This is a genomic window from Shinella sp. AETb1-6, assembly GCF_009826875.1.
Taxonomy (GTDB): Bacteria; Pseudomonadota; Alphaproteobacteria; order Rhizobiales; family Rhizobiaceae; genus Shinella; species Shinella sumterensis.
In genome coordinates, this window is sequence record NZ_WUMM01000007.1 from 204,849 (window position 1) to 222,045 (window position 17,197).

The window sequence follows — 17,197 nt, forward strand, 5'->3', positions numbered from 1 at the left end:
GAACTCCGTTGCTTTTTAAGAGCATTTGGAAAACTCTTGCGCCTGTGCTTCGGCGCATTTTTCGATCAACAGGACGACGATAGATGAAGAAACTTGTCGCGGCAGGCGTTCTCAGTCTGGCAGCGGTTGTGGGCATTGTCGGCCCGACCGGCGCATCGCCGCTTTCCACGCTGGCAAGCGGCCTCTTTCCGGCCAAGGGCGAGCGGGCAGGGACCGGCAATGTCATTCTCGCACAGGCCATGGACCCCCGGGTCGGCCAGCTTGAAGAGCAGATCCGCACCCTCAACGGCCGCATCGAGGAGATGAGCTACCAGCTTCTCCAGATGCAGGAACAGATCCGCAAGGCGCAGGAAGACAACGAATACCGCTTCCAGGAACTGGAAGGCGGAAAATCCGGCGCCAGCGGAAAGAGCGGCTCGCTCGACAGGCCGGTCAATGGCGGAACGGCCGACAACCAGATCGCAACGAACAACGTGCCGGCGGATGATACCGCCGGTGCGAACACCCGTACCAATACCGGCGGCGGCGCGCTGCCGCAGGAGCTCGGCTCCATCAAGTTCGACGAGAACGGCAATCCGATCGGTGCTGAGACCAATCCCGATCTCAATAACCAGAGCGCTTCGATCGGCAACGACAATGCGCTGCCGGGCGTCGATAGCGGCCAGTCGCAGGCGACGCAGTCCTCGACCGCTTCGCTCGACAACCCCGACGATCTCTACAAGGTCGCCTACGGGCATGTGCTTTCGGGCGATTACCAGCTCGCCGAGCGGGAATTCCGCGATTATCTCGACATCTACCCCAATACGGAAAAGGCCGCGGACGCCAATTTCTGGCTTGGCGAAGCCCAGTATTCGCAGGGCAATTTCAACGACGCGGCCAAGACCTTCCTCAACGCGCACCAGACGTTCGGCAAGTCGAAGAAGGCGCCGGAAATGCTGTTGAAGCTCGGCATGTCGCTCGCTGCCCTCGATAATCGTGAAACCGCTTGCGCCACGCTGCGCGAGGTGAACAAGCGCTATCCGGACGCGTCCAAGGCCGTGAAAAGCAAGGTCTCTTCCGAACAGAGCCGGCTGTCCTGCTGATTGCGGGGCGTGTAAAGGTCGTGGCCCGCGCGGACGATAGCGTCATCGAGGCAGCCGACCGCCTTCTCAAAAGTTTCAAGCGCCCCGCGACACTGCTGGTCGCCGTTTCCGGCGGCAGCGATTCGCTGGGGCTCCTCCTCTCGCTCGCGGAGCTTTGCGCAACCGGGGATTATCCGGGCATCCGCCTTCGCGCCTGCACCGTCGACCATGATCTGCGCGCCGGCTCTGCCGAAGAGGCGCAAGGGGTCGCCCAAATCTGTGCGCGTCTTGGCGTGGCGCATGTCACCCGCCGCTGGAGCGGTCCGAAGCCTCAGGCGGGCCTGCAGGCCGCCGCCCGCGCCAGCCGCTACGCGCTGCTCGTCGATGCCGCGGGCGAGACGGGCGCCGATGCCATCCTGTCCGCCCATACCCTGGATGACCAGCGCGAGACCGTCGCCATGCGCGCCTCGCGGTCAAAGGAAGGGATCGGGCTTTCCGGCATGGCGGACGCTGTGCTGCTGGAGGGGGCCGTCTGGCTGCTTCGGCCGTTCCTCGGCATCGGCCGCGCTGAAATCCGCTCGTTTCTTGGCGCGCGCGAACAGGGCTGGATCGACGATCCCAGCAACAGCAATCCGAAATTCGAGCGCGTGCGGGTACGCTCTGGCGACGACCCGCGGCTTTCCGCCACCGAGCCAGGCCGGCGGTTTTCCCTTGCCGTGCGCGGGGCGGATTTCCTGCGCGACCATGTGCAAGCCACGCATGAGACCTTCACGCTCTCGCCGAACGGCGTTCGCGCGGCGCTGGGCGATCCGGCTGCGTGGCGGGCGCTTCTGCTGCTGGCCGCGACGGCGGGCGGGCGTCCCCATATCATCGAGGCGCGTGCGGCCGGCCGGCTGCGTGCTTTTCTTGCCAGCGACACGCTGTCGCGGCTGACGGCGGGCCGCGTGGTGTTCGATCGTCGCCGTGACGGTCTTCATCTCTATCGCGAATGCCGTGACGTTCCCGTGTTGGCCGTTCCGGCGGCAAGCGTCGCGCTCTGGGATGGCCGGTATCGGCTTGCCAACCGCAAGGACCGCGCGATTGTCGTCACGGCCTCCGGGGAGGGGGCCGAGCAGGGGCTGCACGGTCCGGCCTTGCGGGCGGCAAGTGCCGCGCCAAGCCTCATTTTCGAGGATGGCGCTCGCGTGCCTGACGGCGCCGTACGTCTGGAGCGGGTGATAGCGCCCTACACGCATTTCCTGCCGCGGTTCGACTTGCCGCTGGCGCAGACGCTGGCGGCGTTGTGCGGCCGGCTGCCGTTTCCCGCGCCGCCCAACGAATGAAGGCCCTGCGTCACGCGTCGTACCGGAATGCAGCGATGCGGGCGCAAGGCAAGACAGCCGCTATCGCGCGCTTGTTGACGATAGTTCGAGAAATGCCCGCTTGCCGTGCTCTTTGCCTTGGCAAGGCGGCGTCGCGACCCTATGTTAGAGACCAGAGAAGCGGCCGGGACAGCCCGGCCGGGAAAGTACCCGGACCATTCGATGAATCCCAATTTCCGAAACTTCGCCCTCTGGGCGATCATCGCCCTCCTGCTGATCGCGCTGTTCAGCATGTTCCAGACGAGCCCGACACAGACGGGGTCGCGGGACATCCCCTATTCGCAGTTCCTCAAGGAAGTCGATGCGAGCCGGGTGAAGGAAGTCGTCATCACCGGCGAGAAGATCGTCGGCAGCTATGTCGAGACGGGCGCCACCTTCCAGACCTATGCGCCGAACGGCGACAACTCGCTCGTCCAGCGCCTGGAAGCGAAGAACGTCGTGGTGAGCGCGCGGCCTGAAACGGATGGCTCGTCGGGCTTCCTCAGCTATATCGGCACCTTGTTGCCCATGCTGCTCATCCTCGGCGTCTGGCTCTTCTTCATGCGCCAGATGCAGGGTGGTTCGCGTGGCGCGATGGGTTTCGGCAAGTCCAAGGCCAAGCTTCTGACCGAAGCGCATGGCCGCGTGACCTTCGCGGACGTCGCGGGTGTGGATGAAGCCAAGCAGGACTTGGAGGAAATCGTCGAATTCCTGCGCGATCCGCAGAAGTTCCAGCGCCTTGGCGGCCGTATCCCGCGCGGCGTGCTGCTCGTCGGCCCGCCCGGTACGGGTAAGACGCTGCTTGCGCGCTCCGTCGCCGGTGAAGCCAATGTGCCCTTCTTCACCATTTCCGGTTCGGACTTCGTCGAAATGTTCGTCGGTGTCGGTGCCAGCCGTGTGCGCGACATGTTCGAGCAGGCCAAGAAGAACGCGCCCTGCATCATCTTCATCGACGAAATCGATGCCGTGGGTCGCCACCGCGGCGCCGGCCTCGGCGGCGGCAACGACGAGCGCGAGCAGACGCTGAACCAGCTCCTCGTCGAGATGGACGGCTTCGAGGCCAACGAAGGCATCATCTTGATCGCCGCGACCAACCGTCCTGACGTTCTCGACCCCGCACTTCTGCGTCCGGGCCGCTTCGACCGCCAGGTCGTGGTGCCGAACCCGGACATCGTCGGCCGCGAACGTATCCTCAAGGTCCACGTCCGCAACGTGCCTCTGGCGCCGAATGTCGATCTCAAGGTTCTCGCCCGCGGCACGCCCGGCTTTTCCGGTGCTGACCTCATGAACCTCGTCAACGAAGCCGCCCTCATGGCTGCGCGCCGCAACAAGCGCCTCGTCACCATGCAGGAGTTCGAGGACGCGAAGGACAAGATCATGATGGGCGCGGAGCGCCGCTCCACGGCCATGACCGAGGCGGAAAAGAAGCTCACCGCCTATCACGAAGCCGGCCACGCCATCGTTGCGCTCAACGTTCCGCTCGCCGATCCGCTGCACAAGGCGACGATCATTCCGCGCGGCCGTGCGCTCGGCATGGTCATGCAGCTGCCCGAGGGCGACCGCTATTCGATGAGCTACAAGTGGATGGTCTCGCGTCTTGCCATCATGATGGGCGGCCGCGTTGCCGAGGAAGTGACCTTCGGCAAGGACAACATCACCTCCGGCGCCTCCTCCGATATCGAGCAGGCGACCAAGCTTGCGCGTGCGATGGTGACCCAGTGGGGCTTCTCCGACCAGCTTGGCCTCGTCGCTTACGGCGAAAACCAGCAGGAAGTCTTCCTCGGGCATTCGGTGTCGCAGCAGAAGAACGTATCCGAAGCCACCGCGCAGAAGATCGACAATGAAGTGCGCCGCCTGATCGACGAGGCCTATACCGAGGCCAAGCGCATCATCACCGAGCAGCACCATGAGTTCGTGGCGCTTGCCGAAGGCCTGCTCGAATACGAGACGCTGACGGGTGACGAGATCAAGGCGCTGATCCGCGGCGAAAAGCCCGCCCGCGACCTTGGCGACGATACGCCGCCAAGCCGCGGCTCCGCCGTTCCGAAGGCCGGCCACAAGAAGGGCGGCGAGCCGGAAGGCGGCCTGGAGCCCCAGCCGCAATAGGACGGCTCGTCTCGATACCGCATGCCACACGGCCGGGGAGCAGTTCCCGGCCGTTTTCTTTTGGTAACGGGCTGTAATGAATTCTGATGCACAGGTGGATGTGCTTTGCCCGCATTTGTGGCAAAGAAGCGCGATGGCCGCGCGCATTTAAGGATAATATGATGTTGCGCGCCTGAACGGTTTCCGTCGCGCCTGCCTTGATATATGGCATAGCGACAACTGCAGGTGGAGCCTTTTGCGGGTGGAGAGCGCCGCACCGGCCTGCGCTATTTTCAGGAGCGAACATGAAACGTCGTTATTTCGGCACGGATGGTATCCGGGGACAGTCCAACATCTTCCCGATGACGCCGGATCTCGCCATGCGGGTCGGCATTGCCGTGGGTACGATTTTCCGCAACGGCGACCACCGCCACCGTGTGGTCATCGGCAAGGACACGCGCCTTTCCGGCTATATGCTGGAAAACGCCATGGTGGCGGGCTTCACCGCCGCCGGCCTCGATGTCTTCCTGCTCGGCCCGATCCCCACGCCTGCGGTCGCCATGCTGACCCGTTCGCTGCGCGCGGATATCGGCGTGATGATCTCGGCGTCGCACAATCCCTATCAGGACAACGGCATCAAGCTGTTCGGTCCGGATGGCTACAAGCTCTCCGACGCCATCGAAATGCAGATCGAGGAACTGCTCGACAGCGACCTTTCCACGCAGCTGGCAAAGCCAGCCGATATCGGCCGGGCCAAGCGCGTCGAGGGCGACATCTATCGCTACATCGAACAGGCCAAGCGAACGCTGCCGCGCGATGTCACGTTGCAGGGGCTGCGGATCGCCGTCGACTGTGCCAATGGTGCGGCCTACAAGGTCGCACCGCTCGCGCTGTGGGAACTCGGTGCCGACGTGGTGACGATCGGCGCGGAGCCGGATGGACGCAACATCAATCTCGAATGTGGCTCGACTCATCCCGAAACGCTCCAGCGCAAGGTGCACGAAGTGCGCGCCGACATCGGCATCGCGCTCGATGGCGACGCCGACCGCGTGCAGATCATCGACGAGAACGGCAAGATCATCGACGGCGACCAGCTGATGGCCGTGATCGCCGAAAGCTGGGCGGCGGACGGCATGCTGCGCGGCAACGGCATCGTCGCGACCGTCATGTCCAATCTCGGCCTCGAACGCTTCCTCAAGGGCAGGGGGCTCGGCCTCGAGCGCACCAAGGTCGGTGACCGCTACGTCGTGGAGCATATGCGCCAGAACGATTACAATGTCGGCGGCGAGCAATCGGGCCATATCGTGCTTTCCGATTTCGGCACGACGGGCGACGGCCTCGTCGCCGCCCTGCAAATCCTCGCCTGCGTCAAGCGCAGCGGCAAAACGGTCAGCGACGTGTGCAACCGTTTCGAGCCGGTGCCGCAGGTTCTGAAGAACGTCCGGGTGAAGGCGGGTGCACCGCTCGAAGACGCCTCCGTCCTGCAGGCCATTGCCGATGCCGAAAGCGAACTTGCAAAGAACGGCCGCCTGCTGATCCGTCCGTCGGGCACCGAGCCGCTCATCCGCGTCATGGCCGAAGGCGATGACCGCGCCCAGGTCGAGCGCATCGTGGATGAACTGATCAGCGTGATCGGCGCGGTGCGCAACGCCGCCTGAGTCGTCTCCTATCGAATGTTCTCGAAGGCCGGAGCGGATGCTTCGGCCTTTTCTTTTCCGAGGAAGTGGATCCAGGCGTTTTATTTAAAAGTTTACCGAATGGGTGAACGACTGTTAATGAACAGGGTAAATCTTTGTAGTTAATCGCCGCTTAACCTTTCTTCTTCATTATCCATGCCGGATCGAAGGGCTTGGGGACCGGGGTGCCGGGCGTGCCAAGCGCAAGCCTATTGGAGTCAGGCGATGAGGAAAGTTTTGAGTGGCGTCGCGGCCGTCCTGCTGACAGGCACGTCGGCCTATGCGGCCGATGTCTATCAGCCGCAGGTTATCGAGGCGCCGGTCCAGGAGGCCGCTATCGTCGAGACGGGCGGCTGGTATCTGCGTGGTGACGCAGGCTGGTCCTACAACAAGCTGCGCGGTGCGCACTACTTCCAGGGCTCCAACAGCCTGGATCGTGATTTCGACACGACCAAGCTGAAGAGCGGCTTCATCATCGGCGGTGGTGTCGGTTATCAGATCACCGATCACTTCCGTACGGACGTGACGCTCGACTATATGTTCAAGTCCAAGTTCCGCGGCAGCACCAGCGGCGTGTGCGGCGGCTTCCCCTGCACGTCGAGCGACGAGTCCTCGCTGACGGCCCTGACCCTCCTTGCCAACGCCTATGTCGATATCGGCAAGTACGGCGTCTTCACGCCGTATGTCGGTGGCGGTATCGGCGGCTCCTACGTCAAGTGGAACAAGCTGCGGAACACCATCTGCGACGATCCGGGCAATCCGGGTTGCAGCACCACCGAACATGGCGGCAAGAAGAGCTGGCGCTTTACCTACGCGCTGATGGCCGGTACGGCGATCGACCTGACCTGCAACCTGAAGGCCGACGTGGGCTATCGGTTCCGCCATGTCACCAAGGGCGACATGTTCGGTTACGTCGACAATGGCGGCCCGGGTTACGACAAGGGCTTCTACAGCCACGAAGCGCGTGCGGGTCTTCGCTACTCCTTCAACGGCTGCGAAACGGCGACCTACATTCCGCCGGCCGAGATCCCGATCGAGCAGCCCGTCTACAAGTAAGCGAATCAGCCATCTGAAATCCGAAGGCCGCCCGAAAGGGCGGCCTTCTTGCGTTTAACCGTTTTTTCACCGGTTAACGAATATGGTTAATCAACGGTGTAGCGTGTCGGATTCGGCCTGCGCCGATGGCTCAACCGCCGGCTTTCGGCTGCAAGGATAGAGATCATGGTCCGTCGCATTGCATTGCCCGTCATCGCGGCCTTCGCCGGCCTGTTTGCCACGGGCGCCCTTGCCAGCGACCTCGATATCATCAATGCGCCGGAGATCGACGTCTCCCAGGCGACGCTGGCGCGGGGCTGGTACATTCGCGGCGACCTCGGCTATTCCGGCTGGGGCAGCACCGACAGGCCGGATTACACGGCGGAGCGGGCAGGCGGCGGAACCTTCTCGCAGCCGTTCGACAGTGCGCGCTTCTCCAAGCCGGTCTCCTATGGCGTCGGTGTGGGCTACCAGTTCAGCGATTTCAGCCGTGCGGACCTGACGACGGACTTCTTCAGCGGCGACATGTCCGGCACCTCGGCCCTCGGCGGCGGCTGCGGGGCGGGCGCGCCAGGCGGTACGAACTGCCGCTTCGATTACAAGGGCGACTATTCGGCCGTGAACGTCATGGCCAACGGTTATGTCGATCTCGGCACCGTCGCGGGCATCACGCCCTATGTCGGCATCGGTGCCGGCGCGACCTACGTGAAGTGGAGCGACACCAGCGTTCTGCCGGTCTGCCTCGATGGCGCCGGGAACTGCGCGGGCGCGAGCAATGGTGCGATCGGCCTCCAGGGCGAGGATAGCTGGCGCTTCACCTACGCCCTGATGGCCGGCGCATCCGTCGATCTGACCGAGCGCGTGAAGCTCGACTTCGGCTATCGATTCTCCGACACGGCCGGCGGAAAGGCCTTCAGCGGGCGTGGCCTGGGAACCTCCATCGACGCCGTCAACGGTCGTGACGACGGTTTCCAGAAACATGAGATCCGCGCCGGTATCCGCGTGACCACCTGGTAAATCCGGACGATTCATTCTGTTTTGCGGCGCGTCGGGTACCCGGCGCGCCGTCTTCGTTTGCGCCGGATTATTTTTCGATAGCGACAGAATCCGCTTGACGAAAATAGAGGCTTTCCATATTCACAGCGGCGGGACACCCTTCCCCAACGAAGGGCTATCTATCTGGAAGGATAGCGATCATGACGAAGACCGTCACCGCGCCGGACGTACGTCCGAACAATACTCATTTCTCTTCTGGCCCTTGCTCGAAGCGCCCCAACTGGTCGCTCGAAGCGCTTTCCGATGCTCCGCTCGGTCGTTCGCACCGCGCCAAGATCGGCAAGACCAAGCTCAAGCAGGCCATCGATCTCACCCGCGACGTCCTGGAAGTGCCTGCGGATTACCGCATCGGCATCGTGCCCGCTTCCGACACCGGCGCCGTCGAAATGGCGCTGTGGTCGCTGCTCGGCCCGCGCGGCGTCGATATGGTCGCCTGGGAAAGCTTCGGTTCGGGCTGGGTGTCGGATGTCGTCAAGGAACTGAAGCTTCCGGACACGCGCAAGATCACGGCCGACTATGGCCTTCTCCCCGACCTTTCCACGATCGATTTCGACCGTGACGTGGTCTTCACCTGGAACGGCACGACCTCCGGCGTGCGCGTCCCGAACGCCGACTTCATCCCTGCCGATCGCAAGGGTCTGACGATCTGCGATGCGACCTCGGCCGCCTTCGCGCAGAACCTCGATTTCGCCAAGCTCGATGTCGTCACCTTCTCCTGGCAGAAGGTTCTCGGCGGCGAGGGCGCCCATGGCGTCATCATCCTGTCGCCGCGCGCCGTCGAGCGTCTGGAGAGCTATACGCCGGCTTGGCCGATGCCGAAGATCTTCCGCATGACCAAGGGCGGCAAGCTCATCGAGGGCATCTTCCAGGGCGAGACGATCAATACGCCCTCCATGCTGTGCGTCGAGGACTACATCGACGCGCTGCTGTGGGCCAAGCAGGTCGGCGGTCTCAAGGGCCTGATGGCCCGGGCGGATGCCAATGCCAAGGTCATCTTCGATTTCGTCGAACAGAACGACTGGATCGCCAACCTTGCCAAGGACCCGGCGACCCGCTCGAACACCTCGGTGTGCCTGACGATTGCCGACAGGGACGTGCTGGCGCTGGACGCCGATGCACAGGCGGCCTTCGCCAAGGGCCTCGTGTCCCTCCTCGACAAGCAGGGTGTCGCCTACGACATCGGCGCCTATCGCGATGCCCCTTCGGGCCTGCGCATCTGGGCCGGTGCCACTATCGACACCGCCGATCTCGAGGCGTTGATGCCCTGGCTGACCTGGGCCTTCGAGACCCAGAAGGCGACGCTTTCCAAGGCTGCGGCCTGATCTCGCGACCGGCTTCGTCCCCTGGGCGAAGCCACCTTTGATCTCATCTTTTCTGTTTCATTGAAGGAGGCCTCTCATGGCACCTCGCGTACTCGTATCCGACGAACTGTCGGAAACCGCCGTCCAGATTTTCCGCGATCGCGGCGTAGACGTCGATTTCCAGCCGAAGCTTGGCAAGGACAAGGAAAAGCTTGCCGAGATCATCGGCAATTATGACGGTCTTGCCATCCGTTCGGCCACCAAGGCCACGGAAAAGCTGATCGCCGCTGCGACCAATCTCAAGGTCATCGGCCGCGCCGGCATCGGCGTCGACAATGTCGATATCCCGGCCGCCTCGCGCCGCGGTATCATCGTGATGAACACGCCCTTCGGCAACTCGATCACGACCGCGGAGCACGCCATCGCGCTGATGTTCGCCGTCGCCCGCCAGCTGCCCGCCGCCGATACCTCCACGCAGGCCGGCAAGTGGGAAAAGTCCAAGTTCATGGGCGTCGAGATCACCGGCAAGGTGCTGGGTGTCATCGGCGCCGGCAATATCGGCGGTATCGTTTGCAAAAAGGCCATCGGCCTTGGCATGCATGTCATTGCCTACGATCCCTTCCTCTCGGCCGAACGCGCCCAGGAAATGGGTGTCGAGAAGGTCGAGCTGGACGACCTGCTCGCCCGCGCCGACTTCATCACGCTGCACGTCCCGATGACCGACAAGACGCGCGGCATCCTGGGCAAGGAAGCGCTGGCCAAGACCAAGAAGGGCGTGCGCATCATCAACTGCGCCCGCGGCGGTCTCGTCGATGAAGCAGCACTCGCCGAAGCCATCAAGTCCGGCCATGTCGCCGGCGCCGGCTTCGACGTGTTCGAGGTCGAGCCCGCAACCGAAAGCCCGCTCTTCGGTCTGCCGAACGTCGTCTGCACGCCGCATCTCGGCGCGTCGACCACGGAAGCACAGGAAAACGTTGCCCTGCAGGTTGCCGAGCAGATGTCGGATTACCTCGTCAAGGGTGCGGTTTCCAACGCCATCAACATGCCGTCGATCACGGCCGAGGAAGCGCCGATCCTGAAGCCCTTCATCCGCCTTGCGGACGTGCTCGGCGCCTTCGTCGGCCAGGTCACGGAAAGCGCGATCAAGGAAATCGAGATCCTCTATGACGGTGCGACCGCGTCGATGAACACCAAGGCGCTGACCAGCGCGGTGCTTGCCGGCCTCATCCGCCCGCAGGTGGCCGACGTCAACATGGTTTCGGCCCCTGTCATGATCAAGGAAAAGGGCGTCATCCTGTCCGAGGTCAAGCGCGACAAGTCGGGCGTGTTCGACGGCTATATCCGCCTGACCGTCAAGACGGAGAACCAGACGCGTTCGATCGCCGGCACGGTCTTCTCCGATGGCAAGCCGCGCTTCATCCAGATCAAGGGCATCAACCTCGATGCCGACGTGGGCAACCACATGGTCTACATCACCAACACCGACGTTCCCGGCATGATCGGCTTCATCGGCACGACGCTCGGCGAAGCCGGCGTGAACATCGCGAACTTCCAGCTTGGCCGTGACAAGCAGGGCGGCGATGCGATCGCTCTGCTCTATGTCGATGCTGCCGTCTCCGAGGACGTGCTGAACAAGCTGCGCGCCAACCCGGCGATCCGCCAGATCAAGCCGCTGGTCTTCAACGTCGACTGATCATCGTCCTCCCAAGACGAAAACCAGGGCCCGCAGATCCGTTCTGCGGGCTTTTTGCGTGACTTAGGCCGCCTTTTCCTTGGGGCGGCCCCATTCGGCTATCGCGATGCCGCCCAGCACGAAGAGCAGGGCGATCACATGGAACAGGTGCAGCGTCTCGCCGATGAGGATCACCGAGAGGATCGTGCCGAAAATGGGAATTGCGTTGATGAACAGGCCCGCGCGGTTGGCGCCGATCATCTCGACGCCGCGCACGTACAGCACCTGCGAGAGCAGGGATGGGAAGATGCCGGCATAGAGCACCACCGCCCAGCCGATGGTGTCCGGAAAGATCGCAGCGCCCCTCGACAGTTCCCAGAAGAAGAGGGGGATGGCGCTGAGCAGGGCGCCGAATGCGGAAGCTGCGATGAGCCCCTGCCACTGCAGGTCCGGTTTCCAGCGCAGAGCAACGGTATAGGCGGCGTAGACGATGCCCGCGACCAGCATGAGCGCGTCGCCGAAGTTGAACTCCAGTTCCGCAAGCGCTGAAAAATCGCCGTGTGACGCGGTGATGAGCACCCCGATCAGCGTCACGCTAAAGCCCAAAACCTGTGCGAGAGACGCCTGTATGCGAAACAGCACGAAGTTGAAGACGAAGATCAACATGGGAATGCCGGCCTGTTCGATGACGGCATTGATGGCGCTGGTATAGCCGAGCGCCGTGTAGAGCAGGGCGTTGAACGCGGTAAAACCGAAGGCGCCGTAAAGCAGAAGCTGGAGCCAGTGCCTGCGGATGACCGGCCAGTCGCGCTTCACCTGCGGCAGCAGGAACGCCAGGATGATGAGGAGCGCGATGATCCAGCGGTATGTCGTCAGAACCATCGGGCTCACATGTCCCACGGCTATTTTGCCCGCCACGGAGTTCGCGCCCCAGAAAAGCGCGGTGACGGACAGGTAGAAATAGGCTCTGCTGTTCACGGCTGTATTGTCTCGATGGAGGAAGGGCGCGCGAACGGGCGCCGGCGGGTGCCACAGATAAGGCGAAAAAGCGCGGGAAGTCACTCAAAAAGCGGATGCCGGCCGTCATAACAGGGTCGCATTCCCAAAGACAACACAGTATAGATGCGCGGGTTTGAAGTCTGGCGCCCGCGCATGTGTTCATGCGTTTTCGCGCGAAAACGGGAAAGATGAAATGGCAAGTGTGGTGGTTGTCGGTTCGCAATGGGGTGACGAAGGCAAGGGCAAGATTGTCGACTGGCTTTCGGAACGGGCCGAGGTAATCGTTCGCTACCAGGGCGGTCACAATGCCGGCCATACCCTTGTCATCAACGGCATCAGCTACAAGCTGGCTCTGCTGCCCTCCGGTCTGGTACGCGGCAAGCTCAGCGTCATCGGCAATGGCGTCGTTGTCGATCCGCACCACTTCGTCGCCGAAGTCGAGAAACTGCGCGCACAGGGCGTCGCCGTGACGCCGGACGTGCTGCGCATCGCCGACAACGCGCCGCTCATCCTGTCGCTCCACCGCGATCTCGACGCGCTGCGCGAGGATGCGGCGTCAGCCAGCGGCACCAAGATCGGCACGACCCGCCGCGGCATCGGCCCGGCTTATGAAGACAAGGTCGGCCGTCGTGCCATCCGTGTCATCGATCTCGTGGAGCCCGAGACGCTGCGCCCGAAGATCGAGCGCCTGCTGACGCACCACAACGCGCTGCGTCGCGGCATGGACCTTCCGGAAATCTCCGTCGAGTCGATCGAAGAGGAGCTGTCCGCCGTCGCCGCGCACATCCTGCCCTATGTCGACCGGGTCTGGGACCTTCTCGACAAGCAGCGCAAGGCCGGCGCACGCATCCTGTTCGAAGGCGCCCAGGGCGCGCTGCTCGACAACGACCACGGCACCTACCCGTTCGTGACGTCGTCCAACACGGTCGCCGGGCAGGCTTCGGCCGGTTCGGGCCTCGGTCCTACGGCGATCAACTATGTCTTGGGCATTACCAAGGCCTACACGACCCGCGTCGGCGAAGGCCCGTTCCCGTGCGAGCTGGAAGACGAGATCGGCAAGCACCTGGCGACGGTCGGCCGCGAGGTCGGCGTCAACACCGGTCGCCCGCGCCGTTGCGGCTGGTTCGATGCGGTTCTGGTGCGCCAGACGGTCAAGACGAACGGCATCACCGGCATCGCGCTCACCAAGCTCGACGTTCTCGATGGTCTGGACGAGCTGAAGATCTGCGTCGGCTACAAGCTCGACGGCAAGGAGATCGACTACCTGCCGGCCAGCCAGGGGCAGCAGGCCCGCGTCGAGCCCATCTACATCACGCTGGAAGGCTGGAAGGAATCGACCGTCGGCGCACGCCGCTGGGCAGACCTGCCGGCACAGGCGATCAAGTATGTCCGTCAGGTCGAGGAGCTGATCGGCGCGCCGGTCGCCCTGCTTTCGACCAGCCCGGAACGTGACGACACCATACTTGTGACGGACCCGTTTGAGGATTAATCTCAAAATCAAAACAAGTTCCGCGGCCTATTCCAATGGGATAGAGCGCGGGCACGATGGAAAGTTCTGATGGCGGATTTTGTAGCAGTCATTCGAAGGGCCGTTGATGGCCTCTCGGACAACAATGCCGAGATGCGGCAGAAGGTTTATGACAAGGCGCGCGGCGCGGTTCGCCGTCAGCTTGAATCCATGAACCCGCGCCCTTCCGATGACCTCATGAAGCGCCAGCTGGACAAGCTGGAAGCGGCGATCGAAAGCGTGGAAATCGACCACGCCGAGGCGCTGCCGGTCGAGGAGACCGTGCCGGAGCCCGTCGAGGAGATTGTCCCGGTTGCGGTAGTCGAGCCGGAACCCGTCGTCGAGGATCCGGCGCCTGCCACCGAAACCGTCGAAGAGCCGGCAACGATCGAAGAGGAGCGTTATGACGCCCCGCCTGCGATCACCGACGTCTCGGAGCCGGAGGAGCCCGTCGAGGCCGAGGCGGATGTCTACGAGCCCGAGGCTTATCACCATGAGCCGGTGGCCGAAGAGCCGGTTCACGCGTCGGTAGAGGCGCATCGTGAGGATGCTTTCGTCGAGGCCGCACCGGTGGACGAACCGGTCGCGTATGTCGAGCCCGAACCGGAAACGGAACCGCAGATCGTCGAGGCCCGGTCCGAGCCGTCCTGGCAGGTGGAAGCCACGCCCGCGGACGATTACGTGCCGTCCTGGCAGGAGTCCGAGAGCGAGCCGCATTCGGTGGTGACACCGGACGCGGTCGAGACCGCCGAGGCTTTCGATCCGGTCCCGCATCAGGACTACGAGGTGCATGACGCGCATGTGCCCGAGGCCGAGCCGGTGGCCGATGCGCACCTGCCCGATGTCGATGCCCAGTGGGAATGGCACGAACAGCCTTCCATCGAAACGCCGGCGGAAAAGTCGGTGCCGGCCGCTCAGGAACCCGACCTGCTTGCCTGGGAATGGCCGCAGGACAAGGGCGCCGATGCCGAGAGGCAGGCCGACAAGCCTGCCCGAGCCGACAGCTGGGGCGATCTCGACATGTTGCTCGGCAGCACGCCGGCCGCCGCCGCGACGGCAGCCGCCGCCTCGCAGGCCAATATCGCCGGGGATGCATCTTCGCCGGCTGCGACGTCCTCCATTTCGACGGCGGATACTGCCCGCGCACCGCAACGCTCGTTCCGCGCCGAGCCGCGCAAGTCCCGGCTCAATCTCGGCGCGCTTGCGGCAACCGTCGCGCTGCTGGCGATCGTCGGCGGTGCCGGCGCCGCATACTGGTTCAACCGCGATGCGGTGAACGTCTGGGTCAACGATCTCGTGGCCTCGGTCTCCGGCTCTGCGAGCGATGACCAGCCTGTAGAAACGGCCGAGGGCACGCGCGACTTGTCGGCCGAGACGCCGCCGGCCGAGACTGCGCAGACGCCGCAGGAGAATACGGCAGGCGGCACGGAAGTCGCCGCCGTCACGCCGTCGAGCGGCGGCAAGTTTACGCAGCGTCTCCTGGCGGACGGCACGGAAGTGGACAACGGCCCCGCGCAGGCGCTCGATGGCACGGCGGAAGAAGGCAAATCCGTTGCCGCACAGACGACGGAATCGGCGTCCGCGGCTGCCGGAACCGGCACGCCCGCCGCTGGCGGCGAGACGGCAACGGCCGCGACCGAGGGTGCCGCGCAGACGCCGGCAGGCGGTACGACTGCTGCTGCCGGAACCGACACGCAGACGACGGCAGCCGGGGGCGAGCAGGCTGCTGCCATCGGCGTGACGCAGAAGATGTTCCTCTATGAGGAGCGGCTCGGCCAGACATCGCCGACGGCGATCGAAGGCACGGTCGCATGGTCGTCCGGTGAGGAATCGCCGGGTGGAGACGCCAAGCCGGAACCGGTGGTGCGCGCGCAGATCAACGTTCCCTCGAAGGGCCTGACGGCGCTCGTTACCTTCCGCCGCAATGCCGACAATTCCCTGCCGGCAAGCCATATCATCGAACTCGTCTTCTCCCTGCCGGAGAACTTCGAGGGCGGCGGCATCGAAAGCGTGCAGCGCGTGGCGATGAAGCGCACGGAGCAGGATCGCGGCGACGCCCTCATCGCCGTGCCGGCGAAGATCACCGACGATTTCCACATGATCGCGCTGAACGACTTCCCCGAGGCAATTGCCAAGAATACGGAACTCCTGCGCACGCGGCCGTGGATCGATATCCCGATCACCTACCGCAACGGCCGTCGCGCCCTGCTGACCCTCGACAAGGGCACGGCCGGCTCCGAGGCGTTCGACAAGGTCATGCGCGCCTGGGCAGCGGCCGGCACCAGCCAGTAACAGCCCGCAGTCCGATTGGAACGAAAAAGGCCCGGCATTTCTGCCGGGCCTTTTCGTTCCTGATGTCGCTCGTGTTTCAGGCGTCTTCGATCACGCGGACGGCGTTGGCCTGTTCAGCCGCGTATTTCTGGACGGCCTCCTGCACCTTCTCGAAGGCGCGGACCTCGATCTGGCGGACGCGCTCGCGGCTGATATCGAACTCGGAGGAGAGTTCTTCCAGCGTGACCGGATCTTCCGCAAGGCGGCGGGCCTCGAAGATGCGGCGCTCGCGATCGTTCAGCACGCGCATGGCACGGTCGAGCATCGCACGGCGCGTTTCCAGCTCGTCCTGCTCGATGAGCGTCTGCTCCTGGCTGTCGTGATCGTCGACGAGCCAATCCTGCCACTGGCCGGAATCGCCTTCGGATGCCTTGATGGGCGCGTTCAGCGATGCGTCGCCGGACAGGCGGCGGTTCATCGAGACGACTTCTTCCTCGGAGACCTTCAGCTTGGTCGCGATTTCCTTGACCTGATCGGGCCGCAGATCGCCATCGTCGATCGCCTGGATCTTGCTCTTCATCCGGCGCAGGTTGAAGAACAGGCGCTTCTGGTTGGCGGTCGTGCCCATCTTCACGAGCGACCACGAACGCAGGATATATTCCTGGATCGACGCCTTGATCCACCACATGGCATAGGTCGCCAGGCGGAAGCCACGCTCCGGATCGAACTTCTTGACGGCCTGCATCAGGCCGACATTGCCCTCGGAGACGACTTCGCCGATCGGCAGGCCGTAGCCGCGATAGCCCATGGCGATCTTCGCCACGAGACGAAGGTGGCTCGTCACGAGTTGATGGGCGGCGTTGCGGTCGTCGTGTTCCTGGTAGCGCTTGGCGAGCATGTATTCCTGCTGCGGCTCAAGCATCGGAAATTTACGGATTTCGTCGAGATAGCGGTTGAGACCACCTTCTCCAGACGTAATAGACGGCAGTGTATTGCGGGCCATTCAGCACCCCTTTCTGAGACGGCTTCCATCGAGGCAAGCCTTGGTATGGAGCTTGATCCTGAAACAGGCTCCCCGTCAGCAACCACGCTCCCTGTGGGACATGGCGTCCCCACGATCCTAAAGATAGGTATGGCGAAACAATGGTTCAAGACGCCGCGCGCTTCACGGCTGCGTGAAGGCGGCGATGACGG

The 17,197-nt window shown here is 63.6% G+C and carries 12 protein-coding genes; 10 read left to right on the forward strand and 2 right to left on the reverse strand.

Going from position 1 to position 17,197, the window contains the following annotated elements:
• The first annotated feature begins 83 nt into the window (after positions 1 to 83).
• From ybgF to serA, 8 genes are all read left to right on the forward strand, one after another.
• On the forward strand, positions 84 to 1,082 hold the full coding sequence (ybgF, locus tag GR158_RS14795) for a tol-pal system protein YbgF (RefSeq protein ID WP_134645766.1): 999 nt from the start codon (positions 84 to 86) through the stop codon (positions 1,080 to 1,082).
• Positions 1,083 to 1,102: 20 nt separating this feature from the next.
• Positions 1,103 to 2,383: a tRNA lysidine(34) synthetase TilS gene (tilS, locus tag GR158_RS14800; protein ID WP_160871596.1), complete on the forward strand. Its 1,281-nt coding sequence runs from the start codon at positions 1,103 to 1,105 to the stop codon at positions 2,381 to 2,383.
• Positions 2,384 to 2,584: 201 nt separating this feature from the next.
• Positions 2,585 to 4,507, forward strand: coding sequence for an ATP-dependent zinc metalloprotease FtsH (ftsH, locus tag GR158_RS14805; protein ID WP_134645762.1), 1,923 nt, complete (start codon positions 2,585 to 2,587; stop codon positions 4,505 to 4,507).
• Positions 4,508 to 4,791: 284 nt separating this feature from the next.
• Positions 4,792 to 6,144 carry a phosphoglucosamine mutase gene (glmM, locus tag GR158_RS14810; RefSeq protein ID WP_134645760.1) on the forward strand — a complete coding sequence of 451 codons (1,353 nt, stop codon included), beginning with the start codon at positions 4,792 to 4,794 and terminating at the stop codon, positions 6,142 to 6,144.
• Between the two features lie 243 nt (positions 6,145 to 6,387).
• Positions 6,388 to 7,218, forward strand: coding sequence for an outer membrane protein (locus GR158_RS14815; RefSeq protein WP_134645758.1), 831 nt, complete (start codon positions 6,388 to 6,390; stop codon positions 7,216 to 7,218).
• A 165-nt stretch (positions 7,219 to 7,383) separates the two neighbouring features.
• Entirely contained in the window at positions 7,384 to 8,214 is an 831-nt protein-coding gene (locus GR158_RS14820; RefSeq protein WP_160871597.1) for an outer membrane protein, read from the forward strand.
• Positions 8,215 to 8,393: 179 nt separating this feature from the next.
• Positions 8,394 to 9,575, forward strand: coding sequence for a phosphoserine transaminase (locus tag GR158_RS14825; protein ID WP_134645753.1), 1,182 nt, complete (start codon positions 8,394 to 8,396; stop codon positions 9,573 to 9,575).
• 76 nt (positions 9,576 to 9,651) lie between these two features.
• Positions 9,652 to 11,247, forward strand: coding sequence for a phosphoglycerate dehydrogenase (gene serA, locus GR158_RS14830; protein WP_134645751.1), 1,596 nt, complete (start codon positions 9,652 to 9,654; stop codon positions 11,245 to 11,247).
• A gap of 63 nt (positions 11,248 to 11,310) precedes the next feature.
• Here the strand turns inward: serA and GR158_RS14835 are convergent, their stop codons facing one another.
• Positions 11,311 to 12,204, reverse strand: a complete 894-nt coding sequence (locus tag GR158_RS14835; RefSeq protein WP_160871598.1) for a DMT family transporter — start codon at positions 12,202 to 12,204, stop codon at positions 11,311 to 11,313.
• Positions 12,205 to 12,418: 214 nt separating this feature from the next.
• Between GR158_RS14835 and GR158_RS14840 the strand changes: the two genes are divergently transcribed.
• The gene (locus tag GR158_RS14840) at positions 12,419 to 13,714 is read left to right on the forward strand and encodes an adenylosuccinate synthase (protein WP_134645747.1); all 1,296 of its coding nucleotides are present in this window, start codon (positions 12,419 to 12,421) and stop codon (positions 13,712 to 13,714) included.
• A 69-nt stretch (positions 13,715 to 13,783) separates the two neighbouring features.
• The gene (locus GR158_RS14845) at positions 13,784 to 16,024 is read left to right on the forward strand and encodes a hypothetical protein (protein ID WP_160871599.1); all 2,241 of its coding nucleotides are present in this window, start codon (positions 13,784 to 13,786) and stop codon (positions 16,022 to 16,024) included.
• A gap of 76 nt (positions 16,025 to 16,100) precedes the next feature.
• Here GR158_RS14845 and rpoH read toward each other — a convergent pair whose 3' ends face one another.
• Positions 16,101 to 17,006, reverse strand: a complete 906-nt coding sequence (rpoH, locus tag GR158_RS14850) for an RNA polymerase sigma factor RpoH (protein ID WP_134645743.1) — start codon at positions 17,004 to 17,006, stop codon at positions 16,101 to 16,103.
• Positions 17,007 to 17,197: the final 191 nt, after the last annotated feature.

Bases quoted from the DNA above. Each gene is read 5' to 3' on its own strand.
- GR158_RS14840 (WP_134645747.1), top strand. From the start codon at position 12,419: ATGGCAAGTGTGGTGGTTGTCGGTTCGCAATGGGGTGACGAAGGCAAG.
- serA (WP_134645751.1), top strand. From the start codon at position 9,652: ATGGCACCTCGCGTACTCGTATCCGACGAACTGTCGGAAACCGCCGTC.
- GR158_RS14825 (WP_134645753.1), top strand. From the start codon at position 8,394: ATGACGAAGACCGTCACCGCGCCGGACGTACGTCCGAACAATACTCAT.
- glmM (WP_134645760.1), top strand. From the start codon at position 4,792: ATGAAACGTCGTTATTTCGGCACGGATGGTATCCGGGGACAGTCCAAC.
- ybgF (WP_134645766.1), top strand. From the start codon at position 84: ATGAAGAAACTTGTCGCGGCAGGCGTTCTCAGTCTGGCAGCGGTTGTG.
- GR158_RS14820 (WP_160871597.1), top strand. From the start codon at position 7,384: ATGGTCCGTCGCATTGCATTGCCCGTCATCGCGGCCTTCGCCGGCCTG.
- rpoH (WP_134645743.1), bottom strand. From the start codon at position 17,006: ATGGCCCGCAATACACTGCCGTCTATTACGTCTGGAGAAGGTGGTCTC.
- GR158_RS14845 (WP_160871599.1), top strand. From the start codon at position 13,784: ATGGCGGATTTTGTAGCAGTCATTCGAAGGGCCGTTGATGGCCTCTCG.
- ftsH (WP_134645762.1), top strand. From the start codon at position 2,585: ATGAATCCCAATTTCCGAAACTTCGCCCTCTGGGCGATCATCGCCCTC.
- GR158_RS14815 (WP_134645758.1), top strand. From the start codon at position 6,388: ATGAGGAAAGTTTTGAGTGGCGTCGCGGCCGTCCTGCTGACAGGCACG.